The 16,112-nt window shown below is 69.6% G+C and carries 16 protein-coding genes; 13 read left to right on the top strand and 3 right to left on the bottom strand.

Annotated elements, in window-relative coordinates; translation table 11 throughout:
- Positions 1–48 precede the first annotated feature (48 nt).
- From M0L44_RS03310 to gloA2, 4 genes are read left to right on the top strand one after another with little or no spacing between them, the layout of a single operon-like run.
- Complete coding sequence (locus M0L44_RS03310) at positions 49–819, top strand: carbohydrate ABC transporter permease (RefSeq protein WP_252768568.1); 771 nt, start codon at positions 49–51, stop codon at positions 817–819.
- A 24-nt stretch (positions 820–843) separates the two neighbouring features.
- Positions 844–1,962: an ABC transporter ATP-binding protein gene (locus tag M0L44_RS03315; RefSeq protein WP_252768192.1), complete on the top strand. Its 1,119-nt coding sequence runs from the start codon at positions 844–846 to the stop codon at positions 1,960–1,962.
- Between the two features lie 5 nt (positions 1,963–1,967).
- The gene (locus tag M0L44_RS03320) at positions 1,968–2,942 is read left to right on the top strand and encodes a glucokinase (protein WP_252768569.1); all 975 of its coding nucleotides are present in this window, start codon (positions 1,968–1,970) and stop codon (positions 2,940–2,942) included.
- On the top strand, positions 2,932–3,369 hold the full coding sequence (gene gloA2 / locus M0L44_RS03325; RefSeq protein WP_252768193.1) for an SMU1112c/YaeR family gloxylase I-like metalloprotein: 438 nt from the start codon (positions 2,932–2,934) through the stop codon (positions 3,367–3,369). Before M0L44_RS03320 ends, gloA2 begins: the two co-directional genes overlap by 11 nt.
- 18 nt (positions 3,370–3,387) lie before the next feature.
- Here the strand turns inward: gloA2 and ychF are convergent, their stop codons facing one another.
- Positions 3,388–4,482: a redox-regulated ATPase YchF gene (gene ychF, locus M0L44_RS03330; RefSeq protein WP_252768194.1), complete on the bottom strand. Its 1,095-nt coding sequence runs from the start codon at positions 4,480–4,482 to the stop codon at positions 3,388–3,390.
- A 91-nt stretch (positions 4,483–4,573) separates the two neighbouring features.
- Here ychF and M0L44_RS03335 point away from each other — a divergent pair, with 91 nt between their 5' ends.
- The 7 genes from M0L44_RS03335 to M0L44_RS03365 all read left to right on the top strand — a co-directional run bounded on the left by M0L44_RS03335 (position 4,574) and on the right by M0L44_RS03365 (position 11,480).
- Positions 4,574–5,683, top strand: coding sequence for an FAD-dependent monooxygenase (locus M0L44_RS03335; RefSeq protein WP_252768195.1), 1,110 nt, complete (start codon positions 4,574–4,576; stop codon positions 5,681–5,683).
- Positions 5,684–5,698: 15 nt separating this feature from the next.
- Entirely contained in the window at positions 5,699–6,451 is a 753-nt protein-coding gene (locus M0L44_RS03340) for a DsbC family protein (protein WP_252768196.1), read from the top strand.
- 107 nt (positions 6,452–6,558) lie between these two features.
- Positions 6,559–7,035 (top strand): DUF3429 domain-containing protein, encoded by a 477-nt coding sequence (locus M0L44_RS03345; protein ID WP_022980078.1) that lies wholly within the window; start codon positions 6,559–6,561, stop codon positions 7,033–7,035.
- Between the two features lie 31 nt (positions 7,036–7,066).
- Positions 7,067–8,797, top strand: coding sequence for a M61 family metallopeptidase (locus M0L44_RS03350; RefSeq protein WP_252768197.1), 1,731 nt, complete (start codon positions 7,067–7,069; stop codon positions 8,795–8,797).
- A 106-nt stretch (positions 8,798–8,903) separates the two neighbouring features.
- Positions 8,904–9,941 (top strand): DUF3108 domain-containing protein, encoded by a 1,038-nt coding sequence (locus M0L44_RS03355; protein WP_252768198.1) that lies wholly within the window; start codon positions 8,904–8,906, stop codon positions 9,939–9,941.
- 51 nt (positions 9,942–9,992) lie between these two features.
- A complete protein-coding gene (locus M0L44_RS03360; protein ID WP_252768199.1) occupies positions 9,993–10,781 on the top strand; it encodes an enoyl-CoA hydratase in 789 nt (262 codons plus the stop codon).
- A gap of 99 nt (positions 10,782–10,880) precedes the next feature.
- A complete protein-coding gene (locus M0L44_RS03365; protein WP_252768200.1) occupies positions 10,881–11,480 on the top strand; it encodes a protein phosphatase CheZ in 600 nt (199 codons plus the stop codon).
- A gap of 34 nt (positions 11,481–11,514) precedes the next feature.
- On the opposite strand, the gene M0L44_RS03370 is transcribed toward M0L44_RS03365, so the two are convergent.
- The gene (locus M0L44_RS03370; RefSeq protein ID WP_252768201.1) at positions 11,515–12,075 is read right to left on the bottom strand and encodes a pyridoxamine 5'-phosphate oxidase family protein; all 561 of its coding nucleotides are present in this window, start codon (positions 12,073–12,075) and stop codon (positions 11,515–11,517) included.
- A gap of 88 nt (positions 12,076–12,163) precedes the next feature.
- Positions 12,164–13,681 (bottom strand): lysine--tRNA ligase, encoded by a 1,518-nt coding sequence (gene lysS, locus M0L44_RS03375; protein WP_252768202.1) that lies wholly within the window; start codon positions 13,679–13,681, stop codon positions 12,164–12,166.
- A 173-nt stretch (positions 13,682–13,854) separates the two neighbouring features.
- Here lysS and M0L44_RS03380 point away from each other — a divergent pair, with 173 nt between their 5' ends.
- Both M0L44_RS03380 and M0L44_RS03385 read left to right on the top strand, forming a co-directional pair.
- Positions 13,855–15,138 carry a nucleotide sugar dehydrogenase gene (locus M0L44_RS03380; RefSeq protein WP_252768203.1) on the top strand — a complete coding sequence of 428 codons (1,284 nt, stop codon included), beginning with the start codon at positions 13,855–13,857 and terminating at the stop codon, positions 15,136–15,138.
- A 16-nt stretch (positions 15,139–15,154) separates the two neighbouring features.
- Positions 15,155–16,105, top strand: coding sequence for a Gfo/Idh/MocA family oxidoreductase (locus M0L44_RS03385; RefSeq protein ID WP_252768204.1), 951 nt, complete (start codon positions 15,155–15,157; stop codon positions 16,103–16,105).
- Positions 16,106–16,112: the final 7 nt, after the last annotated feature.

Consider the following 16,112-nt stretch of genomic DNA (forward strand, 5'->3'; position numbering starts at 1 on the left):
GCCGCGCTGCTCGGGCTGGCGCTGTTCTTCCTGGGCCCGCTCTACGTGATGCTCTCGACCTCGCTCAAGAGCATGGACGAGATCCGCCAGGGCAGCCTGCTGGCCATGCCTTTCTCGCCCAACTTCGCGGCCTGGGCCAAGGCCTGGTCCGGGGCCTGCACCGGCACCGATTGTTCGGGCCTGCAACCCTTCTTCTGGAACTCGGTGCTGATGGTGGTGCCGGCCGTGCTGATCACCACCGCGCTGGGCGCCATCAACGGCTACGTGCTGAGCAAGTGGCGCTTCCGCGGCAGCGAGCTGATGTTCGCGCTGATGCTGTTCGGCGTCTTCATGCCCTTGCAGGTGGTGCTGCTGCCCATGTCCCAGGTGCTGGGCTGGTTGGGCCTGGCCAGCTCGATCTGGGGCCTGACCCTGGTGCACATCCTGTGCGGGCTCTCCAGCACCACGCTGTTCTTCCGCAACTACTACGCCGGCCTGCCCGATGAGCTGATCAAGGCTGCGCTGCTGGACGGCGCGGGCTTCTGGCGCATCTTCTGGCGCATCGTGCTGCCGCTGTCCGGCCCCATCCTGGTCGTCACCTTCATCTGGCAGTTCACCCAGATCTGGAACGACTTCCTCTTTGGCGTGGTGTTCTCTGACGCGGGCACCAAGCCCATCACCGTCGGCCTGAACAACCTGGCCAACACCTCCAGCGTGGTCAAGGAATACAACGTCGACATGGCCGCGGCCATGATCGCCGGCCTGCCCACGCTCTTCGTCTACATCGTGGCCGGCAAGTACTTCGTGCGCGGCCTCACCGCCGGTGCCGTCAAGGGCTGAAGCCGGGCTGAAAGGACCACACCCATGGGAGCCCTCTCCATCCGCCAGGTGCGCAAGAGCTACGGCGCGCACGAGATCCTCAAGTCCATCGACATCGACGTCGAGAAGGGCGAGTTCCTCATCCTCGTCGGCCCCTCGGGCTGCGGCAAGTCGACGCTGCTGTCGATGATCGCCGGCCTGGACACGCCCACCTCGGGCCAGATCCTGCTGGGCGACCGCGACATCACCCACGCCTCGCCCAAGGACCGCGACATCGCCATGGTGTTCCAGAGCTATGCGCTCTATCCCAACATGACGGTGGCGCAGAACATCGCCTTCGGCCTGGAGATGCGCAAGGTGCCCAAGGCCCAGCGCGAGGAAGCCATCGCCCGCGTGGCCAAGATGCTGCAGATCGAGCACCTGCTGGACCGCCGGCCAGCCCAGCTCTCGGGCGGCCAGCGCCAGCGCGTGGCCATGGGCCGCGCCCTGGCACGCAACCCCTCGCTGTTCCTGTTCGACGAGCCGCTGTCCAACCTGGACGCCAAGCTGCGCGTGGAGATGCGCGCCGAGATCAAGCTGCTGCACCAGCGCACCCGCACCACCACCGTCTACGTCACCCACGACCAGGTGGAGGCCATGACCCTGGGCGACCGCATCGCGGTGATGCGCGAGGGCGTGCTGCAGCAGCTGGGCACGCCGGACGACATCTACACCCGCCCGGCCACCGTCTTCGTGGCGCAGTTCATCGGTTCGCCGGCCATGAACCTGATGTCCGCCCAATGGATGGGTGGCACCCTGAGCATGCAGGGCACGGCCCTGCCGCTGGGCGAGGCCCAGGTCCGGACCCTGGCCGCGCGCCAGGTGTCCTCGGTGATCTACGGCCTGCGGCCCGAGGCCCTGCGCCTGTCCGACCGCGGCCTGCCGGGCCAACTGCGCATGGTCGAGCCCACCGGGCCGGAGACCTATGCCTATGTGGACACCGCCGTGGGCCCCGTGGTGCTGCGGGTGCCGGGCCGGGTGGCCCAGCCGGTGGGCAGCAATGTGCTGCTGGACTGGAACGAGGCCGAGGTCCATCTGTTCGACGGCCAGACCGAGCAGCGCATCGAAGTCGCCACCCCCAGCGCCGGCGCCAAGGTCACGCCGCTGTACGCCCAGGGCGCATGAGCGCGATGGATTCACCCCGCCTGCTGGCGGATGTCGGCGGCACCAATGCGCGCTTTGCCTGGCAGGCCGCGGCCGGTGCGCCGCTGCAGGACGTGCGGACCTTGCCCTGTGCCGGGCACGACAGCCTGGAGGCCGCGATGCGGGCCTACCTGGCCGAGACCGCCCACCCGGTGCCGGCCCTGGCGGCCGTGGGCATCGCCAACCCGGTCACCGGTGACCGGGTGCAGATGACCAACCACCACTGGTCCTTCTCGATCGAGGCGCTGCGCCAGGCCCTGGGCTTCGAGCGCCTGCGGGTCATCAACGACTTCACCGCGCTGGCGCTGGCCCTGCCGCACCTGCCGGCCCACGAGCTGCGCCAGGTCGGGGGCGGTGCGGCCCAGCCCGGGGCGGCCATCGGCCTGGTGGGCGCAGGCACCGGCCTGGGTGTGTCCGGCCTGCTGCCGCTGGGCCCGCGCTGGCTGCCGCTGGCGGGCGAAGGCGGCCATGTGAGCCTGCCGGCCGAGACGCCGCTGGAGGCCGAGGTGGTGGCCGTGCTGCGCGAGCGCCATGGCCGGGTGTCGGCCGAGCGGGTCTTGTCCGGCCCGGGGCTGCGTGCGCTGCACCATGCCCTGGGCGTGGTCCGGGGCCAGCCGCTCACCCCCCAGGATGCGCCCGAGGCGGCCGCCATCGTGGAAGCCGCGCTGGGTGGCCGGGATGCGCACTGCGCCCAGGTGTTGGACCTGTTCTGCGGCTGGCTGGGCACGGTGGCCGGCGATCTGGCGCTGACGCTGGGCGCCCGCGGCGGGGTGTACATCGGCGGCGGCATCGTGCCCCGGCTGGGCACGGCTTTCGACCGCTCGCCCTTCCGGGCCCGCTTCGAGGCCAAGGGGCGCTTCGAGTCCTACCTGAGAGAGATCCCGGTGCAGCTCATCCTCTCGCCCACCTCGCCAGCCCTGCGCGGCGCGGCCGAGGCGCTGGAGATGCCCGATGGGGTCTGAGGTCTGTCTGAGGCCGCCACTGCTGGGCGTGCACCATGTGGCGCTGATCTGCAGCGACTACGCCCGCTCCCGGCAGTTCTACACCGAACTGCTGGGCCTGCCGGTGCTGGCCGAGCACTTCCGGGCCGAGCGCCAGTCCTGGAAGCTGGACCTGGCCCTGCCCGATGGCACGGCCCTGGAGCTGTTCTCGTTTCCGGCGCCGCCGCAGAGGCCCTCGCGGCCGGAGGCCTGCGGCCTGCGCCACCTGGCCCTGCGCGTGGTCGCGCTGGCGCCCTGGGTGGACCACCTGCAGGCCCACGGGGTGGCCGTGGAGCCGGTGCGGGTGGACGCCTTCACCGGCCGGCGCTTCACCTTCTTCGCGGATCCGGACGGCTTGCCGCTGGAGTTGTACGAAGACGGGGGCGCCGGGCCGGAAGAGGGCGCTTGAGCGGCGCCCTGGGGACGCTTACACGTTGAACAGGAAGTTCAGCACGTCGCCGTCTTTGACGATGTACTCCTTGCCTTCGGCGCGCATCTTGCCGGCATCCTTCGCACCCTGTTCGCCCTTGTAGGTGATGAAGTCCTCGTAGGCGATGGTCTGGGCGCGGATGAAGCCGCGCTCGAAGTCGGTGTGGATCACGCCGGCGGCCTGGGGGGCGGTGTCGCCGATGTGGATGGTCCAGGCGCGCACTTCCTTCACGCCGGCGGTGAAGTAGGTCTGCAGGCCCAGCAGCTTGAAGGCGGCGCGGATCAGGCGGTTCAGGCCCGGCTCGTCCTGGCCCATCTCGGCCAGGAACATCGCGCGGTCCTCGTCCTCCATCTCGGCCAGTTCGGCCTCGGTCTTGGCGCAGATGGCCACGACCTCGCCCTTTTGGGCGGTGGCGTACTCACGCAGGCGGTCCAGGAAGGGGTTGTTCTCGAAGCCGTCCTCGGCCACGTTGCCCACGAACATCGCCGGCTTCGCGGTGATCAGGCACAGCGGCTTGAGAATGACCAGCTCTTCCTTGCTGAAGTCGATGGAGCGCACCGGTTGGGCCTGGTCCAGCGCGGCCTGGCACTTCTCCAGCACCTTGACCAGGGCGGCGGCTTCCTTGTCGTTGCCGCTGCGGGCGGCCTTGGTGTAGCGCTGCAGGCTCTTCTCGACCGTGGTCAGGTCGGCCAGGCACAGCTCGGTCTGGATGACCTCGATGTCGGCGATCGGGTCGACCTTGCCGGCCACGTGGATCACGTTCGGGTCCTCGAAGCAGCGCACCACGTTGACGATGGCGTCCGTCTCGCGGATGTGGCTGAGGAACTGGTTGCCCAGGCCTTCGCCCTTGGAGGCGCCTGCCACCAGGCCGGCAATGTCCACGAACTCGACGATGGCCGGCAGGATCCGCTCGGGCTTGACGATCTCGGCCAACTTGGCCAGTCGCGGGTCCGGCACTTCCACCACGCCCACATTGGGTTCGATGGTGCAGAAGGGGTAGTTCTCGGCGGCGATGCCGGCCTTGGTCAAGGCATTGAACAGGGTGGACTTGCCGACGTTGGGCAGGCCGACGATGCCGCACTTGAGGCTCATGAGGGGCTTTCGGAGGAAGAGGAGTCGGGTGCCAACGGGGGCTTCCCGGGCGCGGAACCGGCAATTTTAGGTCCGTCCCTACAATGCCGTCATGACCCCCTTCGACGTGCGCATCCTGGGCACCGGCATCGTCAGCCGGGCGGCCGCGCTGAGCCTGGCCCGCATCGGGCTGAACGTGGCCCTGCAGGCCCGGCCGGCGGGCGCACCTGTCAGTGACGATGTGCGCACTTATGCGCTCAATCCGTCCTCGGTCCAATTGCTTGAAGGGCTGCGGGCCTGGACGGCCCTGCCAGAAGATGCCCGCACCGCGGTGCTGGACATGCAGGTGCAGGGCGATGCCCACGCCTCGCGCATCGAGTTCTCGGCCTGGCGCCAGGCCGTGCCGGCCCTGGCCTGGATCGTCGACGCCGGGGCGCTGGAAGACGTGCTGGATGCCGCCGCCGGCTTCGCGCCGCAGGTCACGCTGCTGGCCGAGCCGGGCCCGGCGCCGCTGACCCTGGTCTGCGAGGGCAAGGCCTCGCTCAGCCGCGCCCAGCTGGGGTCGCGCTTTGTGCGCCATGCCTATGGCCACACCGCGGTGGCCGCCCGGCTGGTGGCCGACCGGCCGCACGCCGGCTGCGCGCGGCAGTGGTTCCGGGCGCCGGACATCCTGGGCCTGCTGCCCTTTGACCGGCCCGAGGCCGGGTGCAGCTACGGTCTGGTGTGGTCGCTGCCGCAGAGCGAGGCCCAGCGCTGGCTGGCGGCCTCGCCGGAAGAGTTCGAAGCCGGGCTGATGGCCGCCACTGGCGGCGAGGCCGGGCAACTGCGGCTGGCCGGCGAGCGTGCCGCCTGGCCGCTGGCCCTGGGCCATGCCGAGCCGGTCACCGGCCCGGGCTGGGCCCTGCTGGGCGACGCCGCCCACCAGGTGCATCCGCTGGCCGGCCAGGGCCTGAACCTGGGCCTGGCCGATGTGGCGGCCCTGGCCGAAGTGCTGGCCGACCGCGAGGTCTGGCGCGACCTGGGCGACCTGGCCCTGCTGCGCCGCTACGTCCGTCGCCGGGCCCTGCCGACCTGGGCCATGGCCCGGGTCACCGATGGCCTGTGGCACCTGTTTGCCCATGAAAACGTGGGATGGCGGGAACTCCGCAACCACGGCCTGAGTCTGGTCAACCATCTGGCGCCAGTGAAGCGCTGGCTGGCCAGCCAGGCGCTGGATGTCTGAATCCGAGGAACCTCGATGAAATCGTTCTCTTCCACCACCGGCCGCCGCCTGCAACAGGGCGCCGTGGTGCTGGCCCTGGCCGGCGCGGCCCTGTCGTCCGCCCTGGCCGACGAGGCGGCCATCCGCAAGAACCTGGCCGAGCGCATGCCGGGCCTGCCCAAGATCGACGAGGTCAGCAAGACGCCGATTGCCGGCCTGTACGAGGTCCGCATCGGCACCGACATCCTCTACACCGACGAGCTGGCCAACCACATCATCGAAGGCTCGCTCTACGACACCCGCACCCACACCGACCTGACCAAGGCCCGGGTGGACAAGCTCACCGCGATTGACTTCGCCCAGCTGCCCCTGAAGGACGCCATCGTTCTGAAACAGGGCAGTGGCAGCCGCAAGCTGGTGGTCTTCGCCGACCCGAACTGCGGCTACTGCAAGCGCCTGGAAAAGGACCTGGTCAACGTGAAGGACGTGACCATCTACACCTTCGTCATCCCCATCCTGGGGGCCGACTCGGCGGTCAAGGCCCGTGACATCTGGTGCGCCAAGGACAACGGCAAGGTCTGGCGCACCTGGATGACCACCGGCGCGGTGCCGCCCAAGTCCATGGACCCGAAGTGCGACACCTCGGCCCTGGACCGCAACCTGGCCATGAGCCGCAAGTACAAGGTCAACGGCACCCCGGCCCTGGTGTTCGAGAACGGCACCCGGGTGCCGGGCGCCATCGGTGTCGACCAGATCGAGAAGCAGCTGGCCAGCGGTCAGAAGTCCTGACCGGACGGCTCCCGCACGGGGCCGCCCCTCGAAAAAGCCTCACACCACGGTGGCGGCGATGTCACACCACCGCCAAAGAGAGGCCGCTGCCGCCACAATGACGGCTCATGAACGCGACCAATCCTTCCGGCGTGGTGCACCACGTCGCGCCGCCCATGCCGGCGGAGCCGCCCCTGCGGGCGCGCCAGTACGGCCATGCAGGGCTCATTCCCTTCATCGTCGGCACCTTGCTGCTGTGGCTGGTCTATCCGGACCTGCAGCCCTGGGTGGCGCTGGGCCTGGCCGCCTACGGAGCGCTGATCGTGGCCTTCCTGGGCGGCATCCACTGGGGGCTGGCCATGGATTCGCATGCCAGCGGGCAGCGCGCCTTCGGCTGGGCCATGGTGCCGCCGCTGGTGGCCTGGCTGGCTCTGGTGATGCCGGCCCATGCCGGGCTGGTGGTGCTGGGCGTGATGCTGGTGGTCTGCTACCTGGTGGACCGCCGCCTGTACCTGGAAAAGGGCATGAGCGCCTGGCTCACCCTGCGCTTTCGCCTGACGGTGATCGCTGCCCTGTGCTGCTTCCTGGGTGCCGCGGGCACCTGAGGCGTCCCTCCCTCTTTCGCCCCACCTGCGCATGATCCACTTCCGCATCGACGTGGCCGACGTGGCCACCCACCGCTACCGCGTCACGATGACGGTGCCGGCCCCCGCGGCCGAGACCGTCGTCAGCCTGCCGGTGTGGATCCCGGGCAGCTACATGGTGCGTGAGTTCGGCCGCCACCTCAGCCGCCTGCAGGCCCGTCAGGGCAAGCAGGAGCGCCTGCCCGAGCAGCTGGACAAGACCAGCTGGCGCCTGCGCTGCGAGGGGCGGGCCGCCCTGGTGCTGAGCTACGAGGCCTATGCCTTCGACACCTCGGTGCGCACCGCCTTCCTGGACGACAGCCGCGGCTTCTTCAACCCCACCAGCCTGTGCCTGCGCACCCATGGCCGCGAGGCAGAGCCCCAGCAGGTGCAGATCGGCAGCCTGCCCAAGGGCTGGGACGTGGCCACCGGCATGGATGCCGTCAAAGGCGGCCGCCACCTCTACCAGAGTGCCGATTACGACGAGCTGGTGGACCATCCCTTCGAGCTGGGCACCTTCTGGCGCGGCCAGTTCGAGGCCGGCGGGGTGCCGCACGAATTCGTGGTGGCCGGCGCCTGGCCCGGCTTTGACGGCAAGCGCCTGCTGGCCGACACCCAGCGCATCTGCGCCGCCCAGATCGCCTTCTGGCACGGCCGGCGCAAGCCGCCCTTCGGCCGCTACGTCTTCATGCTCAATGCGGTGGAGGACGGCTACGGCGGCCTGGAGCACCGGGCCAGCACCGCACTGATCGCCAAGCGGGCCGATCTGCCGCGCCAGGGCATGGGCAGTCCCGTGCCCGAGGGCTACATGACCCTGCTGGGCCTGATCAGCCACGAGTACTTCCACACCTGGAACGTCAAGCGGCTCAAGCCCGCCGAATTCCTGCACTACGACTACACCCGCGAGAACTACACCGAGCTGCTGTGGTTCTTCGAGGGCTTCACCTCCTACTACGACGACCTGATGCTGGTGCGCGCCGGCCTGCTGGATGCGCCGCGCTACCTCAAGCTGCTGGCCCGCACCCTCAACGGCGTGATGGCCACTCCGGGCCGCAAGGTGCAGAGCGTGGCCGAGGCCAGCTTCGACGCCTGGGTCAAGTACTACCGCCAGGACGAGAACACGCCCAACAGCACGGTGAGCTACTACACCAAGGGCTCGCTGGTGGCCCTGCTGCTGGACCTGCGGCTGCGCCAGGCCGGCGCCTCGCTGGACGAGCTGATGCGCGGGCTGTGGTCCGACTGCCTGGCCAGCGGCCTGAGCGAGGTGGCCGTGCTGGCCGCGGTCGAGCGCCTGGGCGGCGCCACGCTGGCGGCCGATCTGCGCGACTGGGTGCATGGCCACGACGACCTGCCGCTGGCACCGGCCCTGGCGGCCGCGGGCATCCAGGTGGGCCAGGAGCCGCCCTCCTGGACGGCTGCCCTGGGCCTCAAGCTCAGCGAAGGCCCGGTGACCGGCGTGCAGGTCAAGTCGGTGCTGGCGGGCAGCGTGGCGGCCCGCGCCGGTCTGTCGGCCGGCGACGAGCTGCTGGCGGTGGACGGCTGGCGCATCCGTCGGCTGGACGATGCGCGGCAGTGGCTGCCGCCCGAGCCGGCGCCCTTCGAGCTCACCTACGTGCGCCAGCAGCGCCTGCGCAGCCTGACGCTGCGCCCGGACCCGGTGGTGGCCGATGTCTGGACGCTGGCCCTGGGCGAGCGCCCGGCAGCCAAGGCCCTGGGTCTGCGCAAGGCCTGGCTGGGTCGCTGAGCCCCCACTCACTGATGCGCCGGTAGAGCAGGTGAGGGACAGCAGTCGGCGTCGGTGGCCGTCCTCGTGGCGGCGATCTGCCGCGCTGGGTCTGCTGGTCGTCCTGGTGGTCGTCCTGCACCTGTGGGTGGTCCAGCGGGTCTGGCAGAGCCGCCTGGGGGCGGGCGCGGCCGACAAGCCTCCGGCCACCATCGATGTGGCCTTCGTCCAGGCGCTGGCGCCCATGCAGCCGCCAGTGGCGGCCGCCCCTGCACCGCCGCGGCCCCGCCGGTCAGCCCTGGCTGCGCCCCGCCGGGCGGCGTCTTCTCCAGAGGTGCCGGCGTCCGCGCCTGAGCTGGGCGCTTCGTCCGTCGCGGCAGAGGCGCCGGGCGCGGTGGATGTGGTGCAGCGGGAGCCCGAAATGCCTGCCCCCGAGGTGAACGAGCCGGCCCCGGCTGCGTCCGCCGCTGCCAGCCCGGCCTCGGCGGCCAGCGCCGCCCTGGCCTTCGACTGGCCGCCTTCCACGCGGCTGAGTTACACCGTCAGCGGAAGCTACCGGGGGCCGGTGGAGGGGGCGGCCAAGGTCGAATGGCGTCGCCAGGACAGCCACTACCAGGTGCGCGTCACCGTGGGCGTGGCGGCGGTGGTGGAGCGCCGCATGCTCAGCGATGGTGAGCTGACGCCGGAGGGCCTGAAACCGCACCGCTACGACCAGGAGACCGACATCCCGCTGCGGGGCACCCAGCGCGAGACCGTGCGCTTCGAGGGCGACACCATCGCCCTGGCCAACGGCAAGACGGTGCCGACGATGCCCGGGGTGCAGGATGCGGCCAGCCAGTTCGTCCAGCTCACCTGGTACTTCCTGACCCATCCGGAGCGGCTCCAGCCGGGCCAGGAGGTGTCCTTTCCGCTGGCCCTGCCGCGGCGGGCCGCCAGCTGGCGCTACCAGGTGCTGCCGCCCGAGCCGCTGGCCCTGAAGGTGGGGGCGCTGTGGGCCTATCCGCTCAAGCCCCTGCCGGGCAGCCTCAAGCCCAACGAGGTGGCGGTGCAGATGTGGATCGCCCCCACCCTGCAGTACCTGCCGGTGCGCATCACGATGAACTGGCGCGACGAGGCCATGCTGGACATGGTGCTGGATGGCGCACCCCTGCAGGCGGCGCATTGAGCGTCATATAGTCCGTTCATCATTCCCCAAAAGAACCGAGAGGAAGACACCATGAGCTATGAATGCATCCTGACCGAGGTCCGGGGCGAGGGCGCGCGCAAGACCGGCCTGATCACCCTGAACCGGCCCAAGCAGCTCAATGCCCTGAACGGCCAGCTGATGGACGAGCTGGGCGCGGCGCTGCTGGCCTTTGATGCCGACGAAGGCATCGGCTGCATCGTCATCACCGGCAGCGAGAAGGCCTTTGCGGCGGGTGCGGACATCGCGGCCATGGCCACGCTGGGCTACATGGAGGCCTACACGGGGGGCTTCATCACCCGCAATTGGGAGACCATCCGCCAGGTGCGCAAGCCGGTGATCGCCGCGGTGGCGGGCTTTGCGCTGGGCGGTGGCAACGAGCTGGCGATGATGTGCGACATCATCCTGGCCGCCGACACCGCCAAGTTCGGCCAGCCCGAGATCAAGCTGGGCACCATTCCCGGGGCCGGCGGCACCCAGCGCCTGCCGCGCGCGGTGGGCAAGGCCAAGGCCATGGAACTGCTGCTGACCGGCCGCATGATGGGCGCCGAGGAAGCCGAGCGTGCCGGCCTGGTGGCCCGCGTGGTGCCGGCCGCCAGCCTGCTGGACGAGGCCCTGGCCGTGGCCGGGCAGATGAACGAGCTCTCCGGCCCCAGCCTGATGATGATCAAGGAGTGCGTGAACGAGGCCTTCGAGAGCGGCCTGTCCACCGGGGTGCGCACCGAGCGCCACATGTTCCAGTCGTTGTTCGGCACCGAGGACCAGCGCGAGGGCATGGCGGCCTTCCTGGAGAAGCGCAAGCCGGCATTCCGTCACCGTTGATGGGGCCGTGGGGGAGGCCGGCGCGCCGCCCCCTCAATTTGGGCCGGGCCCGGTCGATAACTGACCTCAACAGAGACCGAGACCTGGAAGATCCCAGCCATGCCGGCCCAAGACACGCTAGAAACCCCCAGCCTGACCCCTTCCGCCGCAGCCGCGGCTGCACGCCCGCGGGTGGCGGCGGAACTGCGCCAGGTCAGCCTGGAAATGCCGGACGCCTGCGAGCGGCTGGAGTACGTTGGCAAGATGACCGAGCGTGCGGCCAACCGCGTGCTCGAATCGGTCGACGAGGCCAAGCCACTGTGCGAGAAGCTGATCAGCCGGGGCGACGAGCTGGTGGCAGTGATGCGCCGCCAGGCGGAATCCCCCGAGATGGACGTGGCCCGCGCGCGCGCGCTCATGCGGATGTGCGCCGACTACGTGGCCAGCACCACCGATTTCGCCCGCCAGCAGAACGGCCACCTGACCACCATCATGATGGCCCAGGACTTTCAGGACCTCTCGGGCCAGGTGATCAAGAAGGTCACCGACATCCTGCTGCGGGCCGAGGCCGAGTTGCGCCACGTGGTGGAGGAGCTCCCGGCCGCTGGCGTGGAAGAAACCTCGGCCGAGGATGGCCATCAGCTTGAAGGCGTGCAGGTGCCCGACCGGGCCATGCAGCAGGAAGACGTGGACGACCTGCTGGCCTCGCTGGGGTTCTGAACGGCGGAAGGCCCAGCGGCCATCCCGGGCCTGTTCAGGGCTGCAGCCAGACCGGCGGTTGACCGGCCGTCAGGCGGGCACGCCGGTGGCCTTCGGCGCCCAGTTCCAGCCAGTCCATCTCCAGCACCTGGGCCTGCACCACCGCGAAGTGCTCGCGCGCGGCCAGGCCGCTGGGCGTTGCATCCGTCGGGCTGCCGGGGGGCAGCGGCGCCAGGTAATCCTGGGCGGCGGGCGTGGAACGCAGCCGTGCCCAGCGCGACGACACTGCCAGACCGCTGGCCTCGACCCGACAGTCCACCTGGATGCGCAGTTGCCAGCTCAGTTCAGGCGACCACATGACCAGCACCCCGCGGGGTTGGGCTTTCAGCTGGGCCACCTTGGGGGAGCGGGCATCGGTGAAGAAGACCAGCCGTTCCTGATCAGGATCCACCTCGCGCAGCACCACGGTGCGGGCATCGGGCAGGCCGTCGGGTGAGACCGTGGCCAGGCTGGGGGTGCGCCAGGGGTGGCCCCGCAGGTCGGCGGCCACGGCCAATTCGCGCCACAGCTGCTGGTGCAGTGTGGCGCTGAGGGGGGTGGCCAGAACGGCGGACATGCCGCCAGTGTGTCAGAACGGCGCAGTGCCGCCCACCGGATTTGCCCGACCCCGGGCGCGTCAGACCTTCCGGCGCCGTGCCGGCGTCTTAGACCTCCCGGCGCAGGGCCGGGAACAGGATCACGTCGCGGATGCTGGGCGAGTCGGTCAGCAGCATCATCAGGCGGTCGATGCCGATGCCGCAGCCGCCGGTCGGGGGCATGCCGTACTCCAGCGCGCGGATGAAATCGGCGTCGTAGTACATGGCCTCGTCGTCGCCGGCTTCCTTGTTGGCCACCTGGGCCTGGAAGCGGGCGGCCTGGTCCTCGGCGTCGTTCAGCTCGGAGAAGCCGTTGCCGAACTCGCGGCCGGTGATGAACAGCTCGAAGCGCTCGGTGATGGCCGGGTTGGCGTCGCTGGCGCGGGCCAGCGGGCTGACCTCGACGGGGTAGTCGATGATGAAGGTGGGCTGCCAGAGCTGCTCTTCCACCGCGGCTTCGAACAGGCCGAACTGCAGCTGGGCCAGGCCCCAGTGCTTGGGCGGCTCCTCGCCCAGCTCCTTGAGCTTGGCATGCACGGCTTCGGCCGAATCGGCCTCGGCCTCGCTCAGGCCGGCATACTTCACCAGCGAGTCGCGCACCGACAGGCGGGCGAAGGGCTCGTCCAGGTGAACTTCCTTCTCGGCGTAGGTCAGCCGGGCCGAACCGGTGGCCGCGCGCGCGGCGTGGCGCAGCAGGGCCTCGGTGAAGTCCATCAGGTCGTGGTGGTTCCAGTAGGCCGCATAGAACTCCATCATCGTGAATTCCGGGTTGTGCCGGACGCTGATGCCTTCGTTGCGGAAGTTGCGGTTGATCTCGAACACCCGCTCGAACCCGCCCACCACCAGGCGCTTGAGGTAGAGCTCGGGCGCGATGCGCAGGAACATCTCCTGGTCCAGCGCGTTGTGGTGGGTGATGAAGGGCTTGGCGTTGGCACCGCCGGGAATCGGGTGCAGCATCGGCGTTTCCACTTCCAGGAAGCCGTGCTCAACCATGAAGTTGCGGATCGAGGCCACGCCCTTGCTGCGCGCGACGAAGCGCTTCTTGGCTTCCTCGTCCATCATCAGGTCGACATAGCGCTGGCGGTACTTCTGTTCCTGGTCGGTCATGCCGTGGAACTTGTCCGGCAGCGGGCGCAGGCTCTTGGTCAGCAGGCGCACCGAGCTGGCCTTGACCGACAGCTCGCCAGTCTTGGTCTTGAACAGCGTACCTTCGCAGCCGAGGATGTCGCCCAGGTCCCAGCGCTTGAAGGCGGCCAGGGTCTCGGCGCCCACCATGTCCTGGGTGATGTAGAGCTGGATGCGACCGGTGGCGTCCTGCAGGGTGGCGAAGCAGGCCTTGCCCATGACGCGCTTGAGCATCATGCGGCCGGCCACGCTGACCTGGATCCCTTGCGCTTCCAGGGCCTCGGCCTCGGCGCCGCCGTGCTGGTGGTGCAGGGCGGCCGCGCGGTGCTGGGGCTTGAAGTCATTGGGGAACACCGCTTGCCCCGCCTCTTGGGCCGTGGCGCGCAGCTCGGCCAGTTTCTCGCGACGCTCCGCGATCAGCTGGTTGTCGTCGGGCGAGGGCAGGGAGATGTCGGTGCTCATGGGCGCAAGGGGTTGCGGTGGTGGAGGGAAGCGCCGGCTGTGTGGGTTTTCCGGCGGCAAGCCCTCCATTTTAGGCTGCGGTGCCATCGGGGCGCCCGGCCCGGCGCCTAAAATTGCGGGTTTTGATCGCTGCCCCGACCGGCCGCAGGGCCTGTGCGCCGGGGTGCTCGTCCATGCATCGTCACATTGCCGTTGTCGGCCTGGGCTACGTCGGCCTGCCGGTGGCCGTCGCCTTCGGTCGCCAGCACCGCATCGTCGGTTTCGACATCAACCCCACCCGCGTCGCCGAGTTGAAGGCCGGCCATGACCGCACCGGCGAGGTCGCCGACGCCGATCTGGCCGCGGCCGACATCCTCTACACCGACCAGGTGGCCGACCTGCGCCGCAGCGACTTCTTCATCGTCGCCGTGCCCACGCCGGTGGACCAGGCCAACAAGCCCGACCTGACGCCGCTGATCTCGGCCTCGCGCAGCGTCGGCCAGGCGCTCAAGAAGGGCGACATCGTCGTCTACGAATCCACTGTCTACCCCGGGGCCACCGAGGAAGACTGCGTGCCGGTGCTGGAGCAGGTCTCCGGCCTGAAGCACGGCGTGGACTTCTTCTGCGGCTACAGCCCCGAGCGCATCAACCCGGGCGACCGCGAGCACACCTTCACCACCATCCGCAAGATCGTCTCGGGCTGCGACGCCGCCACGCTGGAGACGGTGGCCGAGGTCTATGCCTCGGTGGTGACCGCCGGCGTGCACCGCGCCAGCAGCATCAAGGTGGCCGAGGCCGCCAAGGTGATCGAGAACACCCAGCGCGACCTCAACATCGCGCTGATGAACGAGCTGTCGGTGCTGTTCGCGCGCATGGGCATCGACACCGCCGAGGTGCTGGCCGCGGCCGGCAGCAAGTGGAACTTCCTGCCCTTCCGGCCCGGCCTGGTGGGCGGCCATTGCATCGGCGTGGATCCTTACTACCTGACCTACAAGGCCGAGCAGCACGGCTACATCCCGCAGGTCATCCTGGCGGGCCGGCGCATCAACGACAACATGGGCCGCTACGTGGCGCGCAACACCGTCAAGCTGATGCTCAAGAACGGGCTGGATGTGCCGCGCTGCCGCATCGGCGTGCTGGGCGTCACCTTCAAGGAGAACTGCCCGGACATCCGCAATTCCAAGGTGGTGGACCTGGTGCGCGAGCTGCAGGACCACGGCACCACCGTGGTGGTGATGGACCCCTGGGCCGACGCCGACGAGGTGCGGCACGAATGCGGCATCACCCTGGCCCGGCTGGAGGACGAAGCCCCCTTCGACGCCCTGGTGGTGGCCGTGGCGCACCGCGAGTACCGCGCCCTGACCGCCGAGCAACTGCGCGCGCTGGTCCAGGGGGAGAAGCCCGTGATCGCCGACGTCAAGTCCCTGTTCGACCGCGAGGCCCTGGCCGCGGCCGGCGCCACCGTGTTCCGTCTGTGACTGCCTGAGCCCCGACATGACTGCCAAGAACTTTGCCCTGATCGGCGCCGCCGGCTACATCGCCCCGCGCCACATGCGGGCCATCAAGGACCTGGGCCACACCCTGGCCGTGGCCTACGACATCAACGACTCGGTGGGCATCATCGACAGCCTGCACCCGCAGGCCGAGTTCTTCACCCAGTTCGAGCGCTTCTACGAGCATGCCCAGGTGCTGCGCCGCGACCCGGCCCGTGCGCTGGACATCGTGGCCGTCTGCTCGCCCAACCACCTGCACCATCCGCACATCGCCGCCGGCCTGCGCCTGGGCGCGGATGTGATCTGCGAGAAGCCGCTGGTGCCCACGCCCGCCCTGCTGGACGAGCTGGCCCGGGTGGAGCAGGAGACCGGCCACCGGGTCTGCAACATCCTGCAGCTGCGCCACCACGACGCCATCCTGAAGCTGCGCGAGAAGGTGGCCGCCGCCCCGGCTGACCACAAGTTCGACGTCACGCTGACCTACATCACCTCGCGCGGCAAGTGGTACGCCGAAAGCTGGAAGGGCGACCCGCGCAAAAGCTTCGGCGTGGCCACCAACATCGGCGTGCACTTCTTCGACATGCTGCACTTCATCTTCGGGAAGCTGCAGGCCAATGTGGTGCACCACAACGGCGAGGCCAAGGCCGCGGGCTACCTGGAATACGAACGCGCCCGGGTGCGCTGGTTCCTGTCCATCGACGCCAACGACCTGCCGGCCGAGGTGAAGGGCAAGAAGCCCACCTTCCGCAGCATCGACATCTCGGGCGAGCAGCTGGAGTTCTCCGAAGGCTTCACCGACCTGCACACGGTGAGCTACCGCGAGATCCTGGCCGGTCGGGGCTACGGCCTGCCCGATGCACGGCATTGCGTGGAGACGGTCGACGTTATCCGCTCGGCCGCGGCCCAGCCCGCTGGCGCGCTGGGGCACCCCTTCCTGCAGCATCTGGCCTGAGGCCCCC

The sequence above is a fragment of the Ideonella oryzae genome, assembly GCF_024055665.1.
Classification (GTDB): Bacteria; Pseudomonadota; Gammaproteobacteria; order Burkholderiales; family Burkholderiaceae_C; genus Ideonella; species Ideonella oryzae.